Origin of the sequence: Sorangium sp. So ce394, from assembly GCF_051474665.1 — a bacterium.
Lineage (GTDB): Bacteria > Myxococcota_A > Polyangia > Polyangiales > Polyangiaceae > Sorangium > Sorangium cellulosum_D.
The window spans coordinates 1,477,547-1,497,113 of sequence record NZ_CP150339.1 but is presented as its reverse complement, the minus strand read 5'-3'; the positions used below and the strand labels follow the sequence as shown (position 1 = coordinate 1,497,113).

General features: G+C 71.6%; 15 protein-coding genes. 11 read left to right on the top strand and 4 right to left on the bottom strand.

The genetic code is table 11. The features are described from left to right. Positions 1-405 precede the first annotated feature (405 nt). From WMF33_RS05530 to WMF33_RS05515, 4 genes are read left to right on the top strand one after another with little or no spacing between them, the layout of a single operon-like run. Positions 406-546, top strand: a complete 141-nt coding sequence (locus tag WMF33_RS05530) for a hypothetical protein (RefSeq protein WP_437336153.1) — start codon at positions 406-408, stop codon at positions 544-546. Next, positions 533-757, top strand: a complete 225-nt coding sequence (locus WMF33_RS05525) for a hypothetical protein (protein ID WP_437336152.1) — start codon at positions 533-535, stop codon at positions 755-757. Before WMF33_RS05530 ends, WMF33_RS05525 begins: the two co-directional genes overlap by 14 nt. Before the next feature lie 40 nt (positions 758-797). Beyond that, positions 798-2,213 (top strand): LLM class flavin-dependent oxidoreductase, encoded by a 1,416-nt coding sequence (locus tag WMF33_RS05520; protein ID WP_437339447.1) that lies wholly within the window; start codon positions 798-800, stop codon positions 2,211-2,213. A gap of 25 nt (positions 2,214-2,238) precedes the next feature. Then, on the top strand, positions 2,239-2,463 hold the full coding sequence (locus WMF33_RS05515) for a hypothetical protein (protein ID WP_437336151.1): 225 nt from the start codon (positions 2,239-2,241) through the stop codon (positions 2,461-2,463). 661 nt (positions 2,464-3,124) lie between these two features. On the opposite strand, the gene WMF33_RS05510 is transcribed toward WMF33_RS05515, so the two are convergent. Continuing rightward, positions 3,125-4,474 (bottom strand): FAD-dependent oxidoreductase, encoded by a 1,350-nt coding sequence (locus WMF33_RS05510; protein WP_437336150.1) that lies wholly within the window; start codon positions 4,472-4,474, stop codon positions 3,125-3,127. Between the two features lie 106 nt (positions 4,475-4,580). Here WMF33_RS05510 and WMF33_RS05505 point away from each other — a divergent pair, with 106 nt between their 5' ends. Then, on the top strand, positions 4,581-5,078 hold the full coding sequence (locus WMF33_RS05505) for a MarR family winged helix-turn-helix transcriptional regulator (RefSeq protein ID WP_437336149.1): 498 nt from the start codon (positions 4,581-4,583) through the stop codon (positions 5,076-5,078). Between the two features lie 454 nt (positions 5,079-5,532). On the opposite strand, the gene WMF33_RS05500 is transcribed toward WMF33_RS05505, so the two are convergent. Next, entirely contained in the window at positions 5,533-9,777 is a 4,245-nt protein-coding gene (locus WMF33_RS05500; RefSeq protein ID WP_437339446.1) for an nSTAND1 domain-containing NTPase, read from the bottom strand. Between the two features lie 909 nt (positions 9,778-10,686). On the opposite strand from WMF33_RS05500, the gene WMF33_RS05495 reads away from it, so the two are divergent. Further along, a complete protein-coding gene (locus WMF33_RS05495; RefSeq protein WP_437336148.1) occupies positions 10,687-11,634 on the top strand; it encodes an STAS domain-containing protein in 948 nt (315 codons plus the stop codon). Positions 11,635-11,807: 173 nt separating this feature from the next. On the opposite strand, the gene WMF33_RS05490 is transcribed toward WMF33_RS05495, so the two are convergent. Then, positions 11,808-12,305: a hypothetical protein gene (locus WMF33_RS05490; RefSeq protein ID WP_437336147.1), complete on the bottom strand. Its 498-nt coding sequence runs from the start codon at positions 12,303-12,305 to the stop codon at positions 11,808-11,810. 179 nt (positions 12,306-12,484) lie between these two features. Here WMF33_RS05490 and WMF33_RS05485 point away from each other — a divergent pair, with 179 nt between their 5' ends. The 3 genes from WMF33_RS05485 (at position 12,485) to WMF33_RS05475 (ending at position 15,727) form a co-directional block, all read left to right on the top strand. Next, the gene (locus WMF33_RS05485) at positions 12,485-13,171 is read left to right on the top strand and encodes an RNA polymerase sigma factor (RefSeq protein WP_437336146.1); all 687 of its coding nucleotides are present in this window, start codon (positions 12,485-12,487) and stop codon (positions 13,169-13,171) included. Further along, positions 13,168-14,400 carry a FecR domain-containing protein gene (locus WMF33_RS05480; RefSeq protein ID WP_437336145.1) on the top strand — a complete coding sequence of 411 codons (1,233 nt, stop codon included), beginning with the start codon at positions 13,168-13,170 and terminating at the stop codon, positions 14,398-14,400. Before WMF33_RS05485 ends, WMF33_RS05480 begins: the two co-directional genes overlap by 4 nt. A gap of 199 nt (positions 14,401-14,599) precedes the next feature. Beyond that, a complete protein-coding gene (locus tag WMF33_RS05475) occupies positions 14,600-15,727 on the top strand; it encodes a hypothetical protein (RefSeq protein ID WP_437336144.1) in 1,128 nt (375 codons plus the stop codon). Between the two features lie 54 nt (positions 15,728-15,781). Here the strand turns inward: WMF33_RS05475 and WMF33_RS05470 are convergent, their stop codons facing one another. Further along, positions 15,782-16,666 carry a transglutaminase-like domain-containing protein gene (locus WMF33_RS05470; protein WP_437336143.1) on the bottom strand — a complete coding sequence of 295 codons (885 nt, stop codon included), beginning with the start codon at positions 16,664-16,666 and terminating at the stop codon, positions 15,782-15,784. A gap of 370 nt (positions 16,667-17,036) precedes the next feature. On the opposite strand from WMF33_RS05470, the gene WMF33_RS05465 reads away from it, so the two are divergent. Next, positions 17,037-18,098, top strand: a complete 1,062-nt coding sequence (locus tag WMF33_RS05465) for a pectate lyase (protein ID WP_437336142.1) — start codon at positions 17,037-17,039, stop codon at positions 18,096-18,098. 234 nt (positions 18,099-18,332) lie between these two features. Beyond that, the gene (locus WMF33_RS05460; RefSeq protein WP_437336141.1) at positions 18,333-19,421 is read left to right on the top strand and encodes an L-type lectin-domain containing protein; all 1,089 of its coding nucleotides are present in this window, start codon (positions 18,333-18,335) and stop codon (positions 19,419-19,421) included. Positions 19,422-19,567: the final 146 nt, after the last annotated feature.

Sequence of the window (19,567 nt, the reverse complement as noted above, 5' to 3'; positions counted from 1 at the left end):
GTGACGCGCGGGGCTCGCCGCCGCGCTGATGCTGGGCTGCGCGGGCGGACCGGCGGCTCTCCCCGCGAGCGCCGAGGGCGTGAGCTTCGCTGCCAGCCACTCTGTCTTCCCGATGGTCACCCGCGTCATGTCACCGCTTCCCCCGCGGTGCTGCGCCCACCCCAGCGCGCGTGTGGCACGAGCGTTGCTTGACCCTCGCACTCGATCGCCGGAGTTCGGCTCGCGCGTTGTCTTCCGCGGAATTCGTCATGGATGTTCATTTTGGATACTGGATGCCGCTCGGCAGCGGCGGCATGGTGATCAGCAGCCTTCCACAGCGTACAGACTGGACGCTGGAGTGGAACGCGCATATGGCGGCGCGCGCCGAGAATTCGGGCTTATCGCCAGTCCGAGGAGTTCATTCAGGTGCTGCGCGGCCTGTGGACACAGGAGCGCTTCACGTTCAAGGGCGACTTCTTCCGCATCAACGACGCCTGGCTCCTGCCGCGGCCGCTCTCCAAGGATGTGGGCCAACTCGGACTACGCCAATCTGGTGCAACCGAATGACGGCTTCAAGACGCGGCTGATCGGCCCCGCCGAGCAGATCGCAGATCGCATTCGCCAGTACCACGAGGTCGGCGTCGACCTGATCCTCGCTGCCTTCCTGCACTATGAAGACGAGCTGCCACGCTTCGGCGAGACGGTGATCCCGTTGGTGCGCCGAGAGCGCGCAAAGGCCCGCACCGAGCTGTGGAGCAGCAACGGCGTGCTCGCCTGAATCTCCCCCCTTCCCCTCCGCGAAGCCTCAAATGTCTAACCTGTCCAAGCGAATTCTTCTAAATGCGTTCCACATGAACTGCGTGGTGCACCAGTCTCCCGGGTTGTGGATCAAGCCGGGCGACACGATGGAGCGCTACACCGAGCTCGACACGTGGGTAGAGCTCGCCAAGGTGCTCGAGCGCGGCAAGTTCGACGCGCTGTTCCTGGCGGACGTGGTCGGCGTCTACGACGTGTTCCGCGGCAACCGCGAGGCGGCCGTCTCGAGCGCTGCGCAAGTGCCCGTGAATGACCCGCTGCCCTTGATCCCGGCGATGGCGCAAGCGACCGAGCACCTCGGCTTCGCCTGGACGAGCTCCGTCCTGCAGAACCATCCGTTCGCGTTCGCTCGCACGGTCTCCACGCTCGACCACCTGACCCGCGGGCGCGTCGCCTGGAACATCGTGACCTCGTACCTGGAGAGCGGCGCCAAGAACTTCGGACAAAAGGGCCTGCCCAAGCACGACGAACGCTACGACATCGCCGACGAGTACCTCGACATCTGCTATCGGCTGTGGGAGTCGAGCTGGGAAGATGGCGCCGTCATCAAGGATCGCCAGCGTGGCCTCTACACCGACCCGTCGAAGGTTCACAGCGTCGACGTGGATGGGAAGTACTTCCAGGTTCACGGGATCCACCTGAGCGAGCCGTCGCCGCAGCGCACCCCGCTGCTCTACCAGGCGGGCAGCTCGCCGCGTGGCCGCCAGTTCGCGGCGCAGCACGCGGAGTGCGTGTTCGTCCTGGGGCCGAACCCCGGCGTCGTCGGCCAGTACGTTGCCGACACGCGCAGTCGAGCGAGCGCGCTCGGCAGGAACCCGGATGATCTGAAGTTCCTCTCCTACGTGAAGGTGATCACCGGCGGCACCGAGGCCGAGGCCAAGCGCAAGTACGACGACTTCCTGGAGAGCATCAGCTACGACGCCAGCATGGCCCTGCTCTCGGGCTGGTCGGGCATCGATTTCGGCGCGTTTACCCCCGATCAGCCGCTCGAGTACATCGAGACCAACGCCATCCGAACGCTGCTTCACGGTTTCACCGAGGCCGACCCGACCCGCAAGTGGACGCTGCGCGACCTGGCCAAGTACATCGGCATCGGCGGCGCAGGGCCCGTGCTGGTGGGCGCGCCAGAGCAGATCGCCGACCAGCTCGAGCGCTGGGTCGCGGCAGGCGTCGATGGCTTCAACCTCGCGTACGCGATCACGCCGGGCACGTTCGTCGACTTCGTGGACGGCGTCGTGCCGGTGCTACAGCAGCGCGGCCTCACGCAGCGCGAGTATCAGCCAGGCACGCTGCGCGAGAAGATCTACGGCGCCGGCCAGAAGCGGCTGCTCGATCGGCACCCCGCCGCCAAGTACCGCACCATCTCTTCAGGGCAACGGCGCGAGCCGGCGGCATCCCTCGACGCCGTAGCCGAATAATCAGACTTTGAGCAAGGACGACACCATGTCGACGATGACTTTGCTTGACTCACCTCCATCGAAGAACTCTCTTGGCCGGCGCCGGCAGGCGCTCGTCGCGCTGGCCCTCGCGAGCGCGGGCCTCGGCAGCGCCTGCAAGAAGACGGACGACGCGAGCGCCGCGACGCTCGAGCAGCAGGCGCAGGCCGCGACGCCGGCAGCGAGCGCGCCGTCGAGCTCGGGCTCGACGCCGAACGCCGCCGCCCAGTAGTTCATCCCGCTGGCCATCTTCGAGACGCTTCGGTTTCCTGAGTAGGAGACCGGCTCGTCCTATCGGCCAAAGCGGCCCGCGTGCGCCTGCGTAAGCGATGTCGTGGCGGCTCTGTCAGGCGACGGCTGGATCGGAGAAGGCCGGCGGCGTTCAATCCGCCGGTAGTCGCTCCTGATCAAGCTAGCGAGCGGGCGCACCGAGACGTGGATCTCCGATCGGACCGGGCACAAGTCGAGCAGCCAGATCCACCACGACAACCGCGCCGCACGTAAGGTCGCGGAGCTCGGCTTGGGAGACTTCGCGCCCCTTGATGAAGCGATCCCCGAGCTGCGCGGCAAGGGCCGAGCGGTCGGAGGCGCTCGCCTGTCGGGGGGAGCGCAGGCCGGGGCGGCGGGCGAAGGCCGCTTCCTGGGAGCCGCGCCTCCGGGCCAGACGCCGGCATCGGCCGACGTACCGGCTGCCGCGGCGGCAGAAGACGAAGCGGCGGCCGACGGGGCCGCGTTGGGCCACACCGGCGCCTAGCGCGGCGGCAGATCAGCCGGAAGTGATTGAGCAGGCGACAGCGCGGAAGCCTCGATCTGCGCGTGTCGAGGGTCGAACAGGCAGGAACGTCCTTCGATTTCCGCTCACTCTGGATCGAGTCCCCGCCGAGGAAGCCCCCTCAATCCTCTCCCCGCTCGGCGCCCCGCTCGCGCAGGAGGCTCTTCGCCATCCTCCGCTTCATCGGCGGGAAGAGGCTCGTCACCCGGAGCATCGTCCGCATCCCGGCCAGCATCATCGAGCCGATCACCGGCTTGTACATCGGGCTGTCGCCGCCCTGGTCCTTCAAGGACTCGGCGACGGCCTTGAACCCATACTCAATCATCTTCGCCTCGTACCGGTGGACCGCCTCGAGCAGCGAGAGCTTGCCGTCCCGGACGTCGATGAGCCGCTTGCGGAGCAGGTTGGCGTCGCGGAGCGCCGTGTTGGCGCCAGCCCCGCGGCCCGGCGTCATCGTGTGAATGGCGTCGCCGAGCAGGGTCACGTTGCTGGCCTTCCACGGCGGGATCGGCTCGGACGTCGAGATGTTGATCGAGAACGTCGACTCGGGATCGCTCAGGTCATAGATCCGATGCATCCTCGGGCTCCACCCGGGCGTCAGCTCTTTCACGAGCGGGAGCAGCTCGCCGCCGCGCATCTTGAGGAGGCGCGCGGGCACGCGGTCGGCCTTCCACGCGACGCCCCACATGAAATAGTCGCGCGTGTTGTCATAGAGCAGCCCAGGCCACGCGCGGATCAGCTCGGCCTCGGTGCTGCCGACGCCCGTCTTCGGCGCGCCCTCGGCGTCCCAGGGGAACTCCATGGTGTGCATGACCGAAAACAGGCCGCGGGGCGCGAAGATGAACGAAGAGCCCTCGGTCATGACAGAGGGCAAGATCGCCCTCACTTCGTCGGTCAGCGGCGCCTTGCCGCCCACGGCGACCGCGCCGGCGTCGAGGATCTTCGCGTGCGGCAAGCGCTGAGAGCGGACGCGCGAGCGCGCGCCGTCGGCTCCGACGAGCAGGTCGCCCGTGGCGCTGCTGCCGTCCTTGAAGAACGCGGTCACCTTGCCGTCGGGATGCTGCTCGTAATGGGTGAAGACCTTATCGAAATGGATGATCTCCTCGGCCCCGCTGAACAGCACCTGGCGCAAGGTCATCCGGCTGACGGATTTCTCCGAGCTCGTAGGGTCGGGGTTCTGGGGGATGTCGAGCGTCAAGAGCTGCTTGAGCCCCTCCGTCATGAAGCTCACGCGCTTGAGCGGCTTGGCGCACGTCGCGACGAACGTCTCGAACAGCCTGGGCGGGAGGCACGCGGCGAGCGCCCGGCTGCCGTCGGCGTTGATGCCCACGCGGTACCCGTGGAGCCCGCCGGTGCGGGTGCGGTCGCGCTCGTAGACGGCGACGCTTATGCCGGCCTGCATGAGGCCATGGGCGAGCGCCATGCCGCCTGTTCCCGCGCCGATGACGACGACGTGGAGGGGCTTTCCCATAAATCTCCTCAGCGCGCCGGGCCTTTACGGCGCCGCCGCGCTCACGTAGTTTGTTGATCGGCTAAAATACTCAGCGTGTATATTGTTTAGCATCTAAAGGATATGTATGTCAAGGAAGAACCGCGACGCGCTCCTCTGTGAGCTTGGGGACGAGGTCCAGGGCTGGCAGACCGATCAGGAGATCTTCGATGCCGAGGTGGCCGAGCTTCTGGGGCTCAACCGCACGGACCTGCGCTGCCTGGACATCCTCTCCCGCAGCGGGCCGATGACCCCGAGCCAGCTCGCGCAGGCGGCGCGCGTGACCGGGGGGGCCGTCACAGGGGTGCTCGATCGGCTGGAGGGCGCGGGGCTCGTCAAGCGCGTCCGCGACGAGGCTGACCGGCGGCGGATCACCATCGCGCTCACGCCCAAGGTGGGCCGATCGACCGAGGCGATCTACGGCCCGCTGATCGAGGAGGGGAACAAGGCGCTCGAGGCCTTCAGCGCGGCGGAGCTGGAGGTGATCGTCAAGTTCTTGCGGCTGAACCGGGCGGTCCTCGTCAAGCACGCGGACAGGCTGATCGAGCTGCGGAAGAAGCGGTCCGCGCGATCGACCCCCGGGTGACCGATGGCCCCTCCCCTTGCTCACGGTCGCCGACCTGTCCGACGATGGCTGCAGCTCCTCGATCTGGAACCCGGCCGCCGCCTTGAGGCGACGTCGCGCGACCCGGCGTCGGTGGCGTCCGGCAGGAGAAGGGCGGCAGTGCCAGAGGGCACGTCCGTGAGCGGGACGGTGAGCGTCCATGTCAATGAAGAAGCGTGTGTAGGCTCGGGCACTTCGGTGAAGAAGTCGACTTGCTGGAAGGGGCGCAGGCGCATGGTGTCAGCTCAGGGGGGACATCGAGGGCGCCGCGGGCGGCGGGCGATTGCCACGGGCAGCCAGAGCAGCCGACCGAGCGCCTCGTGAACGACCGGGCCGCCATCTCATCCCCGAGGGCGGGGCGTCGGCAGCGTCTGACGAGCTCGCGCCCTGCAGCCGCGGATCGGGCGGTTCCGGCGGCTGCCGCGCGCCCAGCCCGTCACTCCCGGGCCGCCGCGCGGGCCTGCTCGACGCGGCGCAGGCACGTCTCGCGGTTCGCGCGGGCCATGGCTTCCGGCACGCGAAGCAGCTCCATGCTCCGCTCGATGGGCATGCAGTAGCTCGTCGCGGCCCACAGCTTCGGGTCGTCGACGCCGAGGAGCGGCTCGATATCGGCCCATATCCGCACGACCTTGTCGTCGGAGGCCGTGACGATCCGCCGGCCATCCGGGCTGAACGCCGCAGAGTTGACCCCGGAGTCGGAGCCCCGAAGAATGAGGAGCTCGCCCGTGCCGTCGGCGTTCCACAACCGCACGGAGTTGTCGGCAGACGCCGTGACGACGCGCTTGCCGTCGGGGCTGAACTCCGCCCAGAATATCTGGAACTCGTGACCTCGGAGGACGATGGGCCCTCCGGCGCCGTCGGCGTTCCACACGCGCGCGGTCCTGTCCGCAGACGCCGTGACGATGCGCTTGCCATCGGGGCTGAACTCCGCCGACCAGAGCCGATCCTCGTGACCCCGAAGGACGATGGGCTCTCCGGTGCCGTCGGCGTTCCACACGCGCGCGGTCCCGTCGACCGATCCGGTGACGAGGCGCTTGCCATCGGGGCTGAACGACACCCACCCGGCCGCCAGGCCGTGACCTCGAAACACGATGGGCTCTCCGGTGCCGTCGGCGTTCCACACCCGCACCGTCCTGTCGTCCGACGCGGTGGCGACGCGCTTGCCATCGGGGCTGAACGCCGCCGAATAGACCCGAGCCCCGTGGCCGCGGAGGACCAGGAGCTCGCCCATGCCATCGGCGTTCCACACCCGCGCGGTCCCGTCCTCGGACGCCGTGACGATGCGCTTGCCGTCGGGGCTGAACGCCGCCGCGTCGAGGCCATTCTCGTGACCGCGGAGGACCAGCGGCTCGCCCGTGCCGTCGGCGTCCCACACCCGCGCGGTCCTGTCGTACGACGCGGTGACGATGCGCTTGCCGTCAGGGCTGAACGCCGCCGCATGGATCCCTCGCGCGTGGCCGCGAAGGACGATGGGCTCGCCCGTGCCGTCGGCGTTCCACACCCGCGCGGTCCCGTCCTCGGACGCCGTGACGATGCGCTTGCTATCGGGGCTGAACACCGCCGAGTAGACGCGGTCGGAGTGACCGCGGAGGACGACGGGCTCGCCCGCGCCGTCGGCGTTCCACACCCGGGCGATCCTGTCGTACGACGCGGTGACGATGCGCTCGCCGTCAGGGCTGAAGGCCGCCGAGTTGACGGTCGCCTCGGGGTCACGAAGGACCACGCGCCCGCCCGTGCCGTCGGCGTTCCACACCCGGACCGTCCTGTCCGCGCAGGCGGTGAGGAGGTGCTTGCCGTCGGGGCTATAGCTCACCCGCAGGACGAAGTCCGGATGGCTGAGCACCGCGCGGGCGACCCCGCCGTGCAGCGCCGAGAGCGCGAGGACGGACCACGCGCGCGGCACGTCGGGCGGCTCGACCTCGCGCAAGATCGCGAGCACGGTCGTGGGATCGTCCTGCATCTCGCGGGCGGTCGCCATGCGGGTGGCGTTGCGCGCCTCTCGCGCTTCGACGTGCGCGCGCGCCGCTTCCTGGTCGGCGCGCAAGGCTTGCTGGTTGGCGCGCGCGGCCTGCTGGCTCGCGCGCGCGGCCTGCTGGCTCGCGCGGACCGCCAGGAACGAGACCATGACCGCGATCGCGGTGAGCGTGGCGATCATGCCCGTCGCGAGCCGCCGGCGCAGGCGGCGCGCGCGCTCGCAGAGGGCCACGACCGCCAGGAGATAGCGCTCCTCGCGGAAGCCGAGCCCGGAGCGCCCCCCGTCGCCCTGCGCGGCGCGGCGGCGCTCGTACCACTCTCGAGCGCCCTCCGCCGCGTGGTCGCGCCAGAGCAGCCCCTCGGTGTGGCCGCTCGCCTCCCACTGCTGGGCCGCGGCGCGGAGCCGGGCCAGAAACTCCGCGTCCTGCTCGCTCTCGGCGAGCCACTGCCGGAGCTTCGGCCAGCGCTCGATCAGGGACTCGTGGACCAGCTCCACCGTCGTGCCGTCCCGCTCGCCGACGGCCTGCTCGCCGCCCGTCTCGATGAGCAGGAGCCGCGCGCCGGCCAGGTGCTGGACCACCTGCGCGACCGCGTCGCCCTCGCTGCCCTGCGCCAGATCGCGGAGCTCGTCGAGGCTCACCACGGCGCGCGTGCGCTCGGGCGTGACGAGGCGGAGCAGCACCGCCCGCGCCAGCCGCTGGTCGCGCGACGACAGCGCCGAGAGCACCGCGTCGGCGTGGGCGGACAGGGCGCCGGCGACGCCGCCGAGCTGGTCGTAGCTGTCGCGCGTCAGGAGCCGGCGCTCGCGGTCCCGCGCCTCCCACAGCTTGGTGGCCGTGAACTGCAGGAGCGGCAAGGGGCTGCGCGTGCGCTCGAGCGAGCCCAGCATGTGCTCGACCATCTCCGCGGTCTCGAAGCGGTGACCGGCCGTCTCGAGCGGCCTCGTCAGGGCGTCGCGCAAGCCCTCGCGCCCCATCGGCGGCAAGAACGACAGCCCGCGGGTCGCGTCCCGGAGGAAGGCCTGGTCGTCGGCCATGCGCTCGAGGAAGTCCGAGCGGACGGCGAGTAGGACGCGCAGGGGGGACGAGGCGTCGTCGGCCGCGCCCTCCAGGCAGGCGACGAACGCCGCCCGCTCCTCGGGGGCGGCGCCGAGCGTGTAGAGCTCCTCGAACTGGTCGACGAAGAGCAGGATGCGGCGCCGCTGTCCCTCGCGGCGGCAGCGCGCGCGCAGCCGCGCGCCCAGGGTGCCCGGCTGCGCGCGCAGGGCGGCGACGATGCCATCGTGGTCGAGGCGCTCGGGCGCGCCCGCGAGCGCGCCCTCCTCGGTCTCCGTCTCGGCGACCTGCACGAGCACATCCGCGAGCGCGGCGAGCGGCGCGCGACCGGGGCGCAGGATGAACGCTTCCCAGAGGTCCCCCGACCGCTTCAAGGCCGGGATCACGCCCGCGCGCACGAACGACGACTTGCCCGCCCCGGAGGGCCCGGCGACGACCAGGAGCGGCTGGTGGCGCAGCCGCGCCGTCATGGCGGAGATCTCGCGATCGCGGCCGAAGAACCACGCGGCGTCCGCCTCCTGGAAGGCGGACAGGCCGGCGAACGGGCTCTCGTCCTCGCCCAGCGGGAGCGCCCTCCGGCCGGGCAGGAGCGCCTCGAGCGCGGCGAGCAGCTCCCTGGCCGAGCCGACGCGCTCGGCGCTGCGCTTCTTCAGGCAGCGGTCGACGAGCTCGCCGAGCGCGCCCACGTCGGGGCGCCTGGCGGCCAGGCTGGGCATCGGGGCGGCGAAGTTCACGATGTCCGAGAGCCGCGCGAGCGAGAACGGCTCGAGCGGGTGCTCCCCCGCGAGCAGCTCGTACAGGAGGAGGCCCACGGCCCAGAGGTCGGCGCGGGGATCGACGGCGGTGCCCAGCAGCTGCTCGGGCGCCATGTACCGTGGCGTGCCGATGGCCGCGCTGCTCCGGCTCAGGCTGGCGCCTTCGCGGGGCGCCGCCCGCACCCCTGAGAGCGTCGCGGCGCCCTCGGCCTCCATGCGCTTGGCGATGCCGAAATCGAGCACCTTGATGGCGCCGGCGTCGTCGAGGAGGATGTTCTCCGGCTTGAGATCGCGGTGCACGATCCCGAGCTCGTGCGCGCAGACCAGCGCGCGAACGACGGGGATCACGAGCTCGATGGCGACGGCGGGCGCCCTCGGGCAAGGCGGCGTCGCGACGGCCGGCGACCCCGGCGCGCTGGGGTGCTCGCGCTGGGCCATCCACGCGCGCAGCGTGCGCCCTTTGACGTACTCGAGCACGAGGTAGGGATATCCATGGATCCCGTCGACCTCGTGGATGACCACGATGTTCTCGTGCCTGCAGCGCGCCGTGGCCCGCGCCTCGGCCAGGAAGCGCTCGACGGTGTCGCCGGTGTACTCGAGGAGGACCTTGATGGCGACCAGGCGGCCGAGCTTCGTGTCGCGGGCCAGGAACACGACCCCCATGCCGCCCCGGCCCAGCGTGCGGATGATCTCGTAATGCTTGAGGGTGCCGCCGACGCCCACGGGCATGTGGCCCGCGCTGGGCTCCGCCCACCCGTCCCTCGTTCCGGCCTGGAGCGGCGTGGCGCCGTGCGCCTGGTCGCCGGAGCTGGCCGGGGTCACCGCGAGCATGACCGTGCTCGCGAGGTCTTCGCTGGACGACTCGGGCGTGCTCTGCTCGTGAGGCTCGATCACCACACGGCGCCGTCCCAAGGCGGGATCGACGCAGTCGGCGTTCTCCTGCGTTGTCGCCTGTGCGCCGCTCTCTGGTGCGAAGTTCTGCCGGCCCATCACCACCTCTCCGGTCGCTGCTGCCTCGCGCGGCAGCCTGGGGCGAACGCCGCGCACGGTGGGATCGGCCAGGCGAGCCCGGCCTTCGGGCTCCTGCGCCGCCGGCGGGAGAGCTCGACGAGATGGCCGGTCTGATGCTCGGGCGCCCAACGTCGCTGCTCATCGCTTCATAGAGTCGCCGTTGCCCCCTGTCCGCCGCAGGCGCGCCCTCGGAGCACCGCGCGGCGCCCTGCCGGACGAGCACCGCATCCAGGCCAGCTGACCGAGGGCGCGCGGGTGGAGGGGCACCCAGGACAGAACAGGCACCATCACGCGCGCTCCGGCTCAGCTTGTCTCGCCGGTTGCGCCAGGACTAGGCTGCTCGGCGTGCCGTGTCCGGTCCCGCTCCGCGCCCGCCGCTCGCGTTGCCAGGCTCGCCTCGTCCCCGCGCGCGCGGTACGGCGGCCCCCTCCTGGAAACGTGACGCTATATCAGCAGCTCATTCATGCATCGAGGGGGCGGCTTTCACGCCACAGCCTGCGGGCCGATGCGCTTCCTCGAAGAGCGCATCGCCGATGATACCGAGATGCGCGCGCTCCGGGCCATGGCGGTTTCGGCGAGGACGGCCGGCGCGACGCGCTGGCCCAGCCCGAGGCGGCTGGCGCGCCGCGCGGGCGAGCGATGGCGCGAACGAGGCTTTGGATGTCGCCCTCGCACGTTGAGGACGGTAGAGGCCGGCGGCCTGGCTGTGGTTGGCGTGCTCTGAGGGGGGGCCGCCGTGGCATCCTCGTCCTGGGCGCTTGCGCTCCCGACAGCAACCGATCGAGCATGACATCAATGAACACGAGCGACCAGCTGACGCAGCTACGCCGGCGGATCGAGGAGCTCGAGCGGAGCGAGGCGCGTTACCGCGGTATCTTCGAGAGCTCCCCGATCTCCCTCTGGGAGGAGGACTGGTCGGCGGTCAGGCGGCACATCGACCGGATCCTCGCGTCGGGCGTCACCGATCTGGACACGCACCTCCGAGCCCATGTCGACGATGTCTTCACGGGCATCGCCCTGGTGAAGATCCTCGACGTGAACAAGGCCACGCTGGAGCTCTGCCGCGCCTCGAGCAAGGAACAGATCCTCGCCGGGCTGTCGGTCATCTTCGACGAGCCCGCGGTGATGACCTTCCACCGCGAGCTCGTCGCCTTGGGGAGCGGGGCGACGTCCTTCGAGGAAGAGACGTTCATCTCCACGCTCGACGGAGAGCGGAGGACCGTCACGCTCCGGCTCGCGATGAGCGCGGGCTCCGAGCAGACGTGGGAGCGCTGTTTCGTGTCGCTCCTGGACATCACGGATCGCAAGCGGGCCGAGGAGGCGCTGCGCCAGAGCAAGGAGGAGACCATCCGCGCGCAGATGACCATGTTGGCGCAGCTCTCCACGCCGGTGATCCCCATCAGCGACGACGTCATCGTCATGCCGCTCATCGGGGCGCTGGACCGAGCCCGGATGCAGCAGGCCACGGGCGCGCTCCTGGACGAGCTCCAGCGACGCGCGGCGAGGGTCGCCATCCTGGACATCACCGGCGTCCCCGGGATGGACGCGGAGGCCACCTACGGGATCCTCCAGGCGGCGAGCGCCGTGCGGCTGCTCGGGGCGAAGGTGGTGCTGACGGGGATCCGCCCGGAGGTCGCGCGGTGCCTGGTCGATCTCGGCTCCGACCTGCCCGACATCGTGACCCGCGGCACCCTGCAAGCCGGGATCGCCTACGCGATGCAGGGCGGCGCCGGGCAACGCTGAAGCTACGGGGCCACGTCCGCGACCTGGTCATCGGCGAGCCAACGACCGGAAGCTCCATTCACGACCTGATGGACTTCACTGCCCCCATGCTGCTTCAGGTCGTCAGCCAGAACCGTCGTTTTCGATCGGCGGATGGGGGAGACGGATCCCGGAGCCGAGGTGTCGGCGCCGGCTCAAGCGCGGGAGTCCGCGGTGAGCAGGTGGCGAGCTCGGTCGTAGAGGCGCTGGGCGACGGCCGGGTCCAGGGTCGGCAAGGACGTGGGGAGCGGGGTGCGGCGGTCGTAGGCGAGGAGGCGGCCCGCCGGCGGGTCGTCCATGAGGTCGATGATGGGCTGGATGCTCTTCTCCACCGGCTGGGCGAACAGCTTGGCCAGCAGCTCGATGATCGCCTTGGCGGGCTGCCCGAGTGAGCCCGTGCCGCTGTCGGTGAAGCCGAGGTGGTGCAGGAGGTACCGCGTGCGCCCCTCCGGGTGATTGGCCACATACGCGACCCCGAGCAGGTCCGTCGCGCGCCCACCCTGCAGCATCGCCTTGATGCCGCCGTAACCGTCGCGCAGCGACAGGTCGTCCCAGTGAATCGTGCCGTTGGTGATGCGCTCGGTCGTCGCCACCCCGGCCCTGGCCCGCGTCGGGCTCGCCGACCTGGCCCCGCACCTCGAGACGGTGGCCACAGGCCTGCTCGGCCGCCCGACGTCAGGCTCCTCGGAGCGGTGAGCCCAGCGTCACCCGCGCACCCCGCGGCAGATCGGGGTCGACGTGTGGCGGGCGGGACCAGGGCGGCGGCGCGGCGGGCGTCGAAAAAAGCGCCGCGGCTCAGCCTGCTTTCCGGCGGAACGGCTACTGCATGAGCATGGGAACCGCCGAGCCACGACCAGCTGACCGCCGGCTCAGGCTCGTCTCCGCTCAGGCCGACGGGCAACCCGCGCCCGCCAGCGACGAGGAGCTCCTGCGCGCCTTCCACCGGGGCGAACGCGGGATCGGCCTGCGCCTCTACGAGCACCTGCTCCCCGCGGTCGACCGGACCCTGTACCGGATCCTGGGCTGCCGCGAGCAGGACCACGCCGACCTCGTGCAGGGCGCGTTCGAGCAGATCGTGAGCACGCTCGCGAAGCGCCGCTTCGCGGGGGAGTGCAGCCTGGCGGGCTGGGCGTCCGTCATCGCCTGCCACGTCGGGCTGAGCGCGCTGCGCGCCCGCCGGCGCGAGCGCAAGGTCATCGATCGCGCGCCGGGGCCCTTGGAGGACGCCGGCGCCGCGCCCGAGCCGCCCGCGCAGAGCGCCGACCCCGAGCGGGCCGTGAGCGCGCAGCGCGACCTCGAGGCGCTGCGCCGGCACCTCGCGGCGATGGACGGCGACCGCGCGACCGCGCTGCTGCTCCACGCCATGGGCTATTCCATCAATGAAATCGCACACTTGACCGGCGTCTCCGAGGCCGCGGCCCAGTCGCGGCTGTCGCGGGGGCGGCGGGAGCTGAAGGCGCGCTGCGAGCCCGACGCAGCGGCGCGACGCGACGCCGATCGGCCCGAGGAGCCACGATGAAGCAGGACGACGTTGACGCCACCCCGGAGGACCGCGCCGATGCGCCCGGCGTGGAGGCCTCGCTGCGGGCGCTTGTCGAGCAGCCGGTGCCGCCGCTGCCCAGGGCCCAGGCGCGGTACCTCCAGCAGCGGATCGCCGGCCGCATCGACCAGCTCGCCGCCGAGGAGGCGGAGCGGCGCGGCCGCGTCGCCCGGCGGAAGCGGGACGCCCTCGTCGCGGGGGCGCTGGCGGCCGCCCTGGCGGCGGCGGTCGCCGGCGTGCTGATCGGGGTCCGGGCGCAGGACGCCTCGCCCGCGGCGGCGCAGGTGACGGCGCTCCAGGGCTCGGTCGAGATCGCGGCCGGGGGCGCGACGCGCTCGCCGCCGTCGCTCGCCCTCGTGCCGCTCACGAGCGACGAGGAGCTGCGGACCGGCGAGGGCGCGCGGGCGAAGGCGTCGCTCGCGACGGGCGCGACCGTCGAGGTCGGGCCGTCGACCCGCGTGCGGTTCGCGCCGGTGGGGGCCGGGCGCGACCGCCTCGGCGATGTCGTCACCCTCGAGCAGGGCCGGATCGCCGTCGAGGTGCCGCCGCTGCCGACGGGCGTGACCCTGTCGGTGCGGACCCTGGACGCCGTGGTCACGGTCCACGGGACGCGCTTCTCCGTCGAGCGGCAGCCCGGCGCGGCGGGGGCGCCGGCCGAGACGCGCGTGTCGGTCATGGAAGGTCGGGTCGCCGTGCACAGCGACGCGGTCGAGCGCGCCCTGAGGCCCGGCGAGACGTGGTCGTCCCGCGACGAGGAGCGCCGGGTGGACCGGCCCGCCGAGGGGCGGCCGGGCGACGCGCCGGCGCCGCCGCACGGGGAGGCGCAGGACGGCGCCGCCGGCGAGGGCGGCAAGGCTGGCGAGGGCGGCAAGGCCGGCGAGGGGGAGCCGCGCGCGCCGCGCGACGCGCGCGAGGCGCCGGCGCGGGCCTCGCTCACGGCCGAGAACGCGCTGCTCCAGAGCGCGATGGCGGCCCGGAGGGGCGGGCAGCCGGGCCGGGCGATCGAGCGGCTCGACCTCCTCCTCGGCCGCTACCCGGACTCGCCGCTCGCCGAGATCGCCCGCGTGGAGCGCCTGCGCGCGATCGAGATGCTCGGCGACAAGCAACGCACGGCGGCGGAGGCGCGCCGCTATCTCAAGGACTACCCGCAGGGCTTCGGGCGCGAGGAAGCCACGTCCGCCTCGCGCCCGAGCGGCGCTCGCCCGTGAGCGCCCGCGCGCGGCGCCGTGTCGATTTTTAGACAACGCCTGCCTGCTCTCGGCGCCTCCGGCGACTTTCACTTCATCAGAGGCAATCGCCGCCCCGGCGAGCGGGTTCGCCGGCGGCGGCAGGGTCGTGCTTGCTCTTCGATTTGGGAGGATCCCGATGCGTTCGTTCGCGTTGACTGGGTGTTTGTGTGGTGGGCTGTTGTCTCTCGCGATCGTCGGCCCGGCCTGTACCGTGCTGGGGACGGGAGATGCCGGCAGCAACATGGTCTCCGGGGACGACTGCGTCCCGTCGGACGAGGGAGGGAGCGCGCCGGCGCCGAGCTTCCCGGGGTCCGGCACGTCGGGCGCCGGCGAGCCGATCACCGCCGATCTCGATTCGCTGTCGTGTGGAGCGAGCCGCCTGGGCACCCCGGTGGACGAGACCGCCCAGGTCGACTGCTACTACACGAACAGCAACCCGACGACGCCGATGGCCTTCGTCGAGCGGGTCGTCGAGATCGCCGAGAGCGAGGAGCTCGTGCACGTGCGGCTGACGCTCAACCCCGCGTTCGTCGACAACACGTACGGCGAGACGGCCATCGGCTGGGGCGGCGAAGAGCAGGCCGGGCAGCCGCCCGCGCCCGGCGGCGGGCCCGGGCAGCCGCCCGCGCCCGGGCCCGGGCCCGGCGGCGAGCCGAAGCCGAAGGGGCCCAAGGGCCACACGTTCAAGGATCTCGTGGGCAGCGACAAGGCCCAGTTCCAGATGACGGACGGGAAGGGAGAGCTCGTGCTCGACTTCTTCGTCGACTACGTCTCGGTCGACGAGGCGAAGCCGTCGGGCTACGGATCGCTGGGCGTGGTCGGCGGAGAGGGCAAGATGCTCCTCGGAGACGCCGGGGCCGTCGTCGCGGCGACCACCTCGCTCGACCGCGATCTCAACGCGTGCGGGTACGGCGCGTACGTCGTCGACTCCCCGGAGACGGACGAGAGCTACACCCCGAATCCGCAGACACCGGGCTGGGATTACCGGGTCGTGTACGACGTGTGGGTGAGCGCCTCGGCGTTCGGCGCGGCGGGCTTCGGCGACGCGACCATCAGCTATGTGCACGCGTCGCCGAGCAAGTACCCGTCGGACACGCTCACGGTGACGCCGGGGCCGTGCCCCCCCACGACGTGCGAGGGCGAGGACCCGCCCGCCGGCGAAGGCGGCAGCGATCCCGGGGAGGATCCGGGCGGGGGTGAGGAGTGCAAGGACTCGGGTGGGGAGTGCACGGCGAACGCGGACTGCTGCTGGGACAGCGACGTGTGCCTGGGCGGCGTGTGCCAGCCGTTCGATATCCCCCAGTGATGCGGCGCTCCCCGGCGCCGGGGCGACCGTTCGCCCCGGCTCGGGCGGCCCAGCTCAGACCGGGTCCGGGCGGTCCAGCACGGCGTTGAAGACGGTCGGCGGCACCCGCAGGCGCTCGTCGCTCTCGTAGCGCTGGCGCAGCTCGGCGAAGCTCGCGTCGGGCGAGCGCGTGAGCGCGGCGAGCCGGTCGAACAGCGCGAACCGCTCGTCGCCGTGCGGCTCGTTGGGGCGGCTCATCCCGCCCCAGCAATCCCAGGGCAGCATCTCCATGTTGTTGAGCGCCGCCGCGTCGCGCACGATGTTCCCGTCGATGAACCAGTACCCGTGCTCGTCGAGGAAGCCGAACTTCGACGGATCGGCCTCCCCGGCGCGGCACCGCGCCCAGGCGTCGCCCGCGACGACGAAGCGGTCGCGGGGCACGTCGAGCGCGTCGAAGTCGGGGTTCAGCGCCGCCCGCTGGACGTCGTCGAGCTGCGCGTCGACGAGGACCCAGCGCGCCTCGGCGGCGTTCCAGTGCTCTGCGACCCAGTGATCCATGAAGCTGTCGGGGTGGAAATAGCCGCCGAAGCCGCAGCGCGCCCGGGCGGGGACCCCCTTGGCGCGCAGCAGGGCGACCAGGAGCACCGTGAAGTGGCGGCAATTGCCGACGAGGCGCGCGCCGGGCGGCCGGGCGGCGGAGAGCGGCCGGCCGTCGTGGGCGAGGAGGAGCTCCAGCATCCGGTCTGCGGGACGGAGGTGGGGCTCGCCGCGGCGCTCGTCGGAGAGCTCCACGCCGTAGGCCTGCGCCCAGTGCTGGTGCAGCAGCAGGCCCTGCACGACGCGGACGAGCGAGGCCACGTCGCTCGGCAGCTCGTCGAGCCGGGGCGCGTGCGCGCCGGCGGACGTCATCGCGCCGGGGCGCGTGTAGAAATCGAAGATCTCGTGTGCCAGCGTTGTCATCCGTCGTCCGCGAGGTGTGGTGTTCCAGGGGGGTGCAGCGCGCTGCCCGGTGGAGTCTCCCATCCATTCGGGGATGCGGGAAGAGCTCGGGGCTGAATCCGCGGCGCCGAGCTGCCGCGCGGCCGGCCTTCCGTCGGGCGTCCCCTCCCCCGCTTCCGCCGTCAACCAAGGGTTGACGCGGTTGACGTCAGCGATGTTGACCGCACGCCGACCGGCGCCTGCATTCCACGAGAGCTCCGCCGGCGCCCCCATGGCCGCCGCCGTCACGCCGGAAGACGCTGCGATGACAGGGCTATCGTGCCCGCATGGGGCCTTCGGGCACACCCGTTGCACTGGCGACCTCCGGAAATGTTCTTCTGAGCGAGGTCCCATGTCGACGAGAGCTTTCAATGCGTCTGCCCGGCTCCGGGCCGGTATCCTGATCCCCGCGGTCTCTCTCGCGTGGGCGTGCTCGTCGCCGTCCGACGACGCGGCGTCCGAGACGGGCGGGAGCACCAGCATCGGCGGCTCGGGAGGCGGGCCTGTCGCCAGCGGAGCGGCGAGCTCGAGCGCTGCTGGCGCGGGCAGCGGCGGCTCCGGCGCCGGCGCGACGAGCTCGAGCAGCGGCGCGACGAGCTCGAGCGCTGCGGCTTCAGGCAGCGGCGGCGCCGCCGCGAGCTCGAGCGGCGCGGGGGGCGGGGGCGTCGTCCCGACCGGCGATCCGCTCGACATCCTCAGGGAGCTCACGCCATCGGACGAAGAGCTGGCCGAGGCCTACGAGGGATATATCGCCGATGAGGTCGGACCGCTGACCTACGCCACGGAGGGGACGGGGACCGCTCGGACGATCTCCCAGACCATCTTCGTTCCTCCTCATGCCGTGTACGACGGCAAAGGCGAGACGCTGAGCGCCGACGTCGACGCGATGAAATGCGACACCTCGAGCGGTGAGCAGGGCGAGAGCCAGCGGCCGTTCTTCCTCCTCGCGCCCGGCGCCAGCGTGAAGAACGTGACCATCACCTACCCCGGCTGCGAGGGGATCCACATGATGGGCGACAACGCGCTCGAGAACATCACCTGGGAGGACGTCGGAGAGGACGCGGCCTCGGTCCGCAGCTACTTCCCCGGCGGGCGCATCACGATCAAAGACAGCAAGGGGTTCAAGGCCGCCGACAAGATGTTCCAGTTCAACGCGCCCTGCGACGTCCGGATCGAGAACTTCACGGGCGCCGAGATGGGCAAGCTCCTGCGCCAGAACGGCGGGACGGAGTTCGAGCTGCACATCGACCTCAACACCGTCACGGTGACGGGCGTCGTCTCCGCCGTCGTGCAGAGCGACAGCCCGCTCTGCTTCGTCCGCCATCACGACCTCACGTACGAGTTCACCGGCTCGGGCGACAAGAGCGACCGCGTCTTCCGCGACGTTCCGCCGGGGAACATCACCGAGTACTGAGGCTCTCGCTCGCCCGGGTCGCCCGCGCGCTCGGCGTCCGGCGTCGTCGCCCAGCGCTGCGGCGAGCGCTCGCCTCGGGCGCAGCCCCCCGCGCCGCGCGCGGGGTCTCGGCCAAGAGGTCGCCCGGGGGCGCGCTTCGCTCGATTTGGTACACTGCGGCGCAGAAAGGGCTGGCGCGCGAGGGTGCTCCGCATCGATAGCGCGATCCCCGGTCGCGCGCCGCATCGACAGCACATGCAGCCATCCCAGCCAACCTCCTCCTCACGCGCGGCGCCGCGCGCAGGCCGGCGGCCGCGCGCGCGCCTCCTTCTCCCGGCGCTCGCCGCCGCGCTCTCCACGTGCGGCGGCCGAAGCGACGTCCTCGAGGAGGGCGGCGCCGAGGAGGTCGCCCCAGTCCCCGCGTGCGAGCCCGCGCCGGAGGTGTGCGACGGCCTCGACAACGATTGCGACCGCGTCGTCGACGAGGGCTGCCCTTGCGCGGAGGGGCGAGAACGGGGCTGCTACTCGGGCCCGCAGGGCAGCCTGGGCATCGGGGCGTGCAGGGCCGGCGTGCAGGTCTGCTCGCGGGGCGCGTGGGGTCCGTGCACCGGCGAGAGCACGCCGGCGCCCGAGGCGTGCGACCTCGTCGACAACGACTGCAATGGACAGACCGACGAGGGCACGTGCCCCGACGGAACGGCGTGCGGCGCGAGCCTCACCGCGGACATGGCGTCGCCGCCGGAGGGATGGTCCTTCAACGGGACGGCCTTCTGGGACCCGGAGTCGCGGACCGCCGTGCTCACCGAGGCCAGGAGCCAGCAAGCCGGCACCGTCGTCTACCGGAATCCCCTCGCCGCCGACGCCTTCACCGCGACGTTCGAGTTCCGCCTCGGCCGGGGCGACGGCGTGGGCTTCATGCTCCAGGCGACGGGAGCGACGGCCGTGGGCGAGCCCGGCGGCGGCCTCGGCATGGCCGGGCTCGCCGGCTACGGCGTCGAGTTCGATACATACGAGAACTTCGATTGCGATGACGTGAGCAGCGAGCACATGGGCATCGCCGATCTCGCCCGGCCTTGCCCCGGGGGCGTCCTCGGCTCGCTGCTCCAGGTGGAGGGCGATCTCCGGCTCCGCGACGCCGCGTTCCATACGGCCCGCATCGAGCTCAATCAGGGCGAGGCGAGCGTGAGCCTCGACGGCAAGCCGCTGATCGAGAAGTTCGCAATCCCCGGGTTTCCCGTCGGGTCGAGGCTCTTCTATGGCTTCGCCGCCGCCACCGGAGATGCCGTCGCGCGCCAGGAGATCCGGAATGTGACGATCACCTTCCCCGCTCCACGCTGCCTGTAGAGCGGTTTTCGCTCGGGTTTAACGCAGGCGTCTTCCGTACTTCGTCTCTCGTCTCCGTTCACGTCTGCGTGCGCGTTGACTCCGGCGAATCGCGCACGCGCACGCGCACGCGCACGCGCACGAAGGACGAGCACGGAAGACGGAAG

Bases quoted from the DNA above. Each gene is read 5' to 3' on its own strand.
- WMF33_RS05510 (WP_437336150.1), bottom strand. From the start codon at position 4,474: ATGGGAAAGCCCCTCCACGTCGTCGTCATCGGCGCGGGAACAGGCGGC.
- WMF33_RS05470 (WP_437336143.1), bottom strand. From the start codon at position 16,666: ATGACAACGCTGGCACACGAGATCTTCGATTTCTACACGCGCCCCGGC.
- WMF33_RS05465 (WP_437336142.1), top strand. From the start codon at position 17,037: ATGTCGACGAGAGCTTTCAATGCGTCTGCCCGGCTCCGGGCCGGTATC.
- WMF33_RS05515 (WP_437336151.1), top strand. From the start codon at position 2,239: ATGTCGACGATGACTTTGCTTGACTCACCTCCATCGAAGAACTCTCTT.
- WMF33_RS05505 (WP_437336149.1), top strand. From the start codon at position 4,581: ATGTCAAGGAAGAACCGCGACGCGCTCCTCTGTGAGCTTGGGGACGAG.
- WMF33_RS05460 (WP_437336141.1), top strand. From the start codon at position 18,333: ATGCAGCCATCCCAGCCAACCTCCTCCTCACGCGCGGCGCCGCGCGCA.
- WMF33_RS05485 (WP_437336146.1), top strand. From the start codon at position 12,485: ATGGGAACCGCCGAGCCACGACCAGCTGACCGCCGGCTCAGGCTCGTC.
- WMF33_RS05480 (WP_437336145.1), top strand. From the start codon at position 13,168: ATGAAGCAGGACGACGTTGACGCCACCCCGGAGGACCGCGCCGATGCG.
- WMF33_RS05495 (WP_437336148.1), top strand. From the start codon at position 10,687: ATGAACACGAGCGACCAGCTGACGCAGCTACGCCGGCGGATCGAGGAG.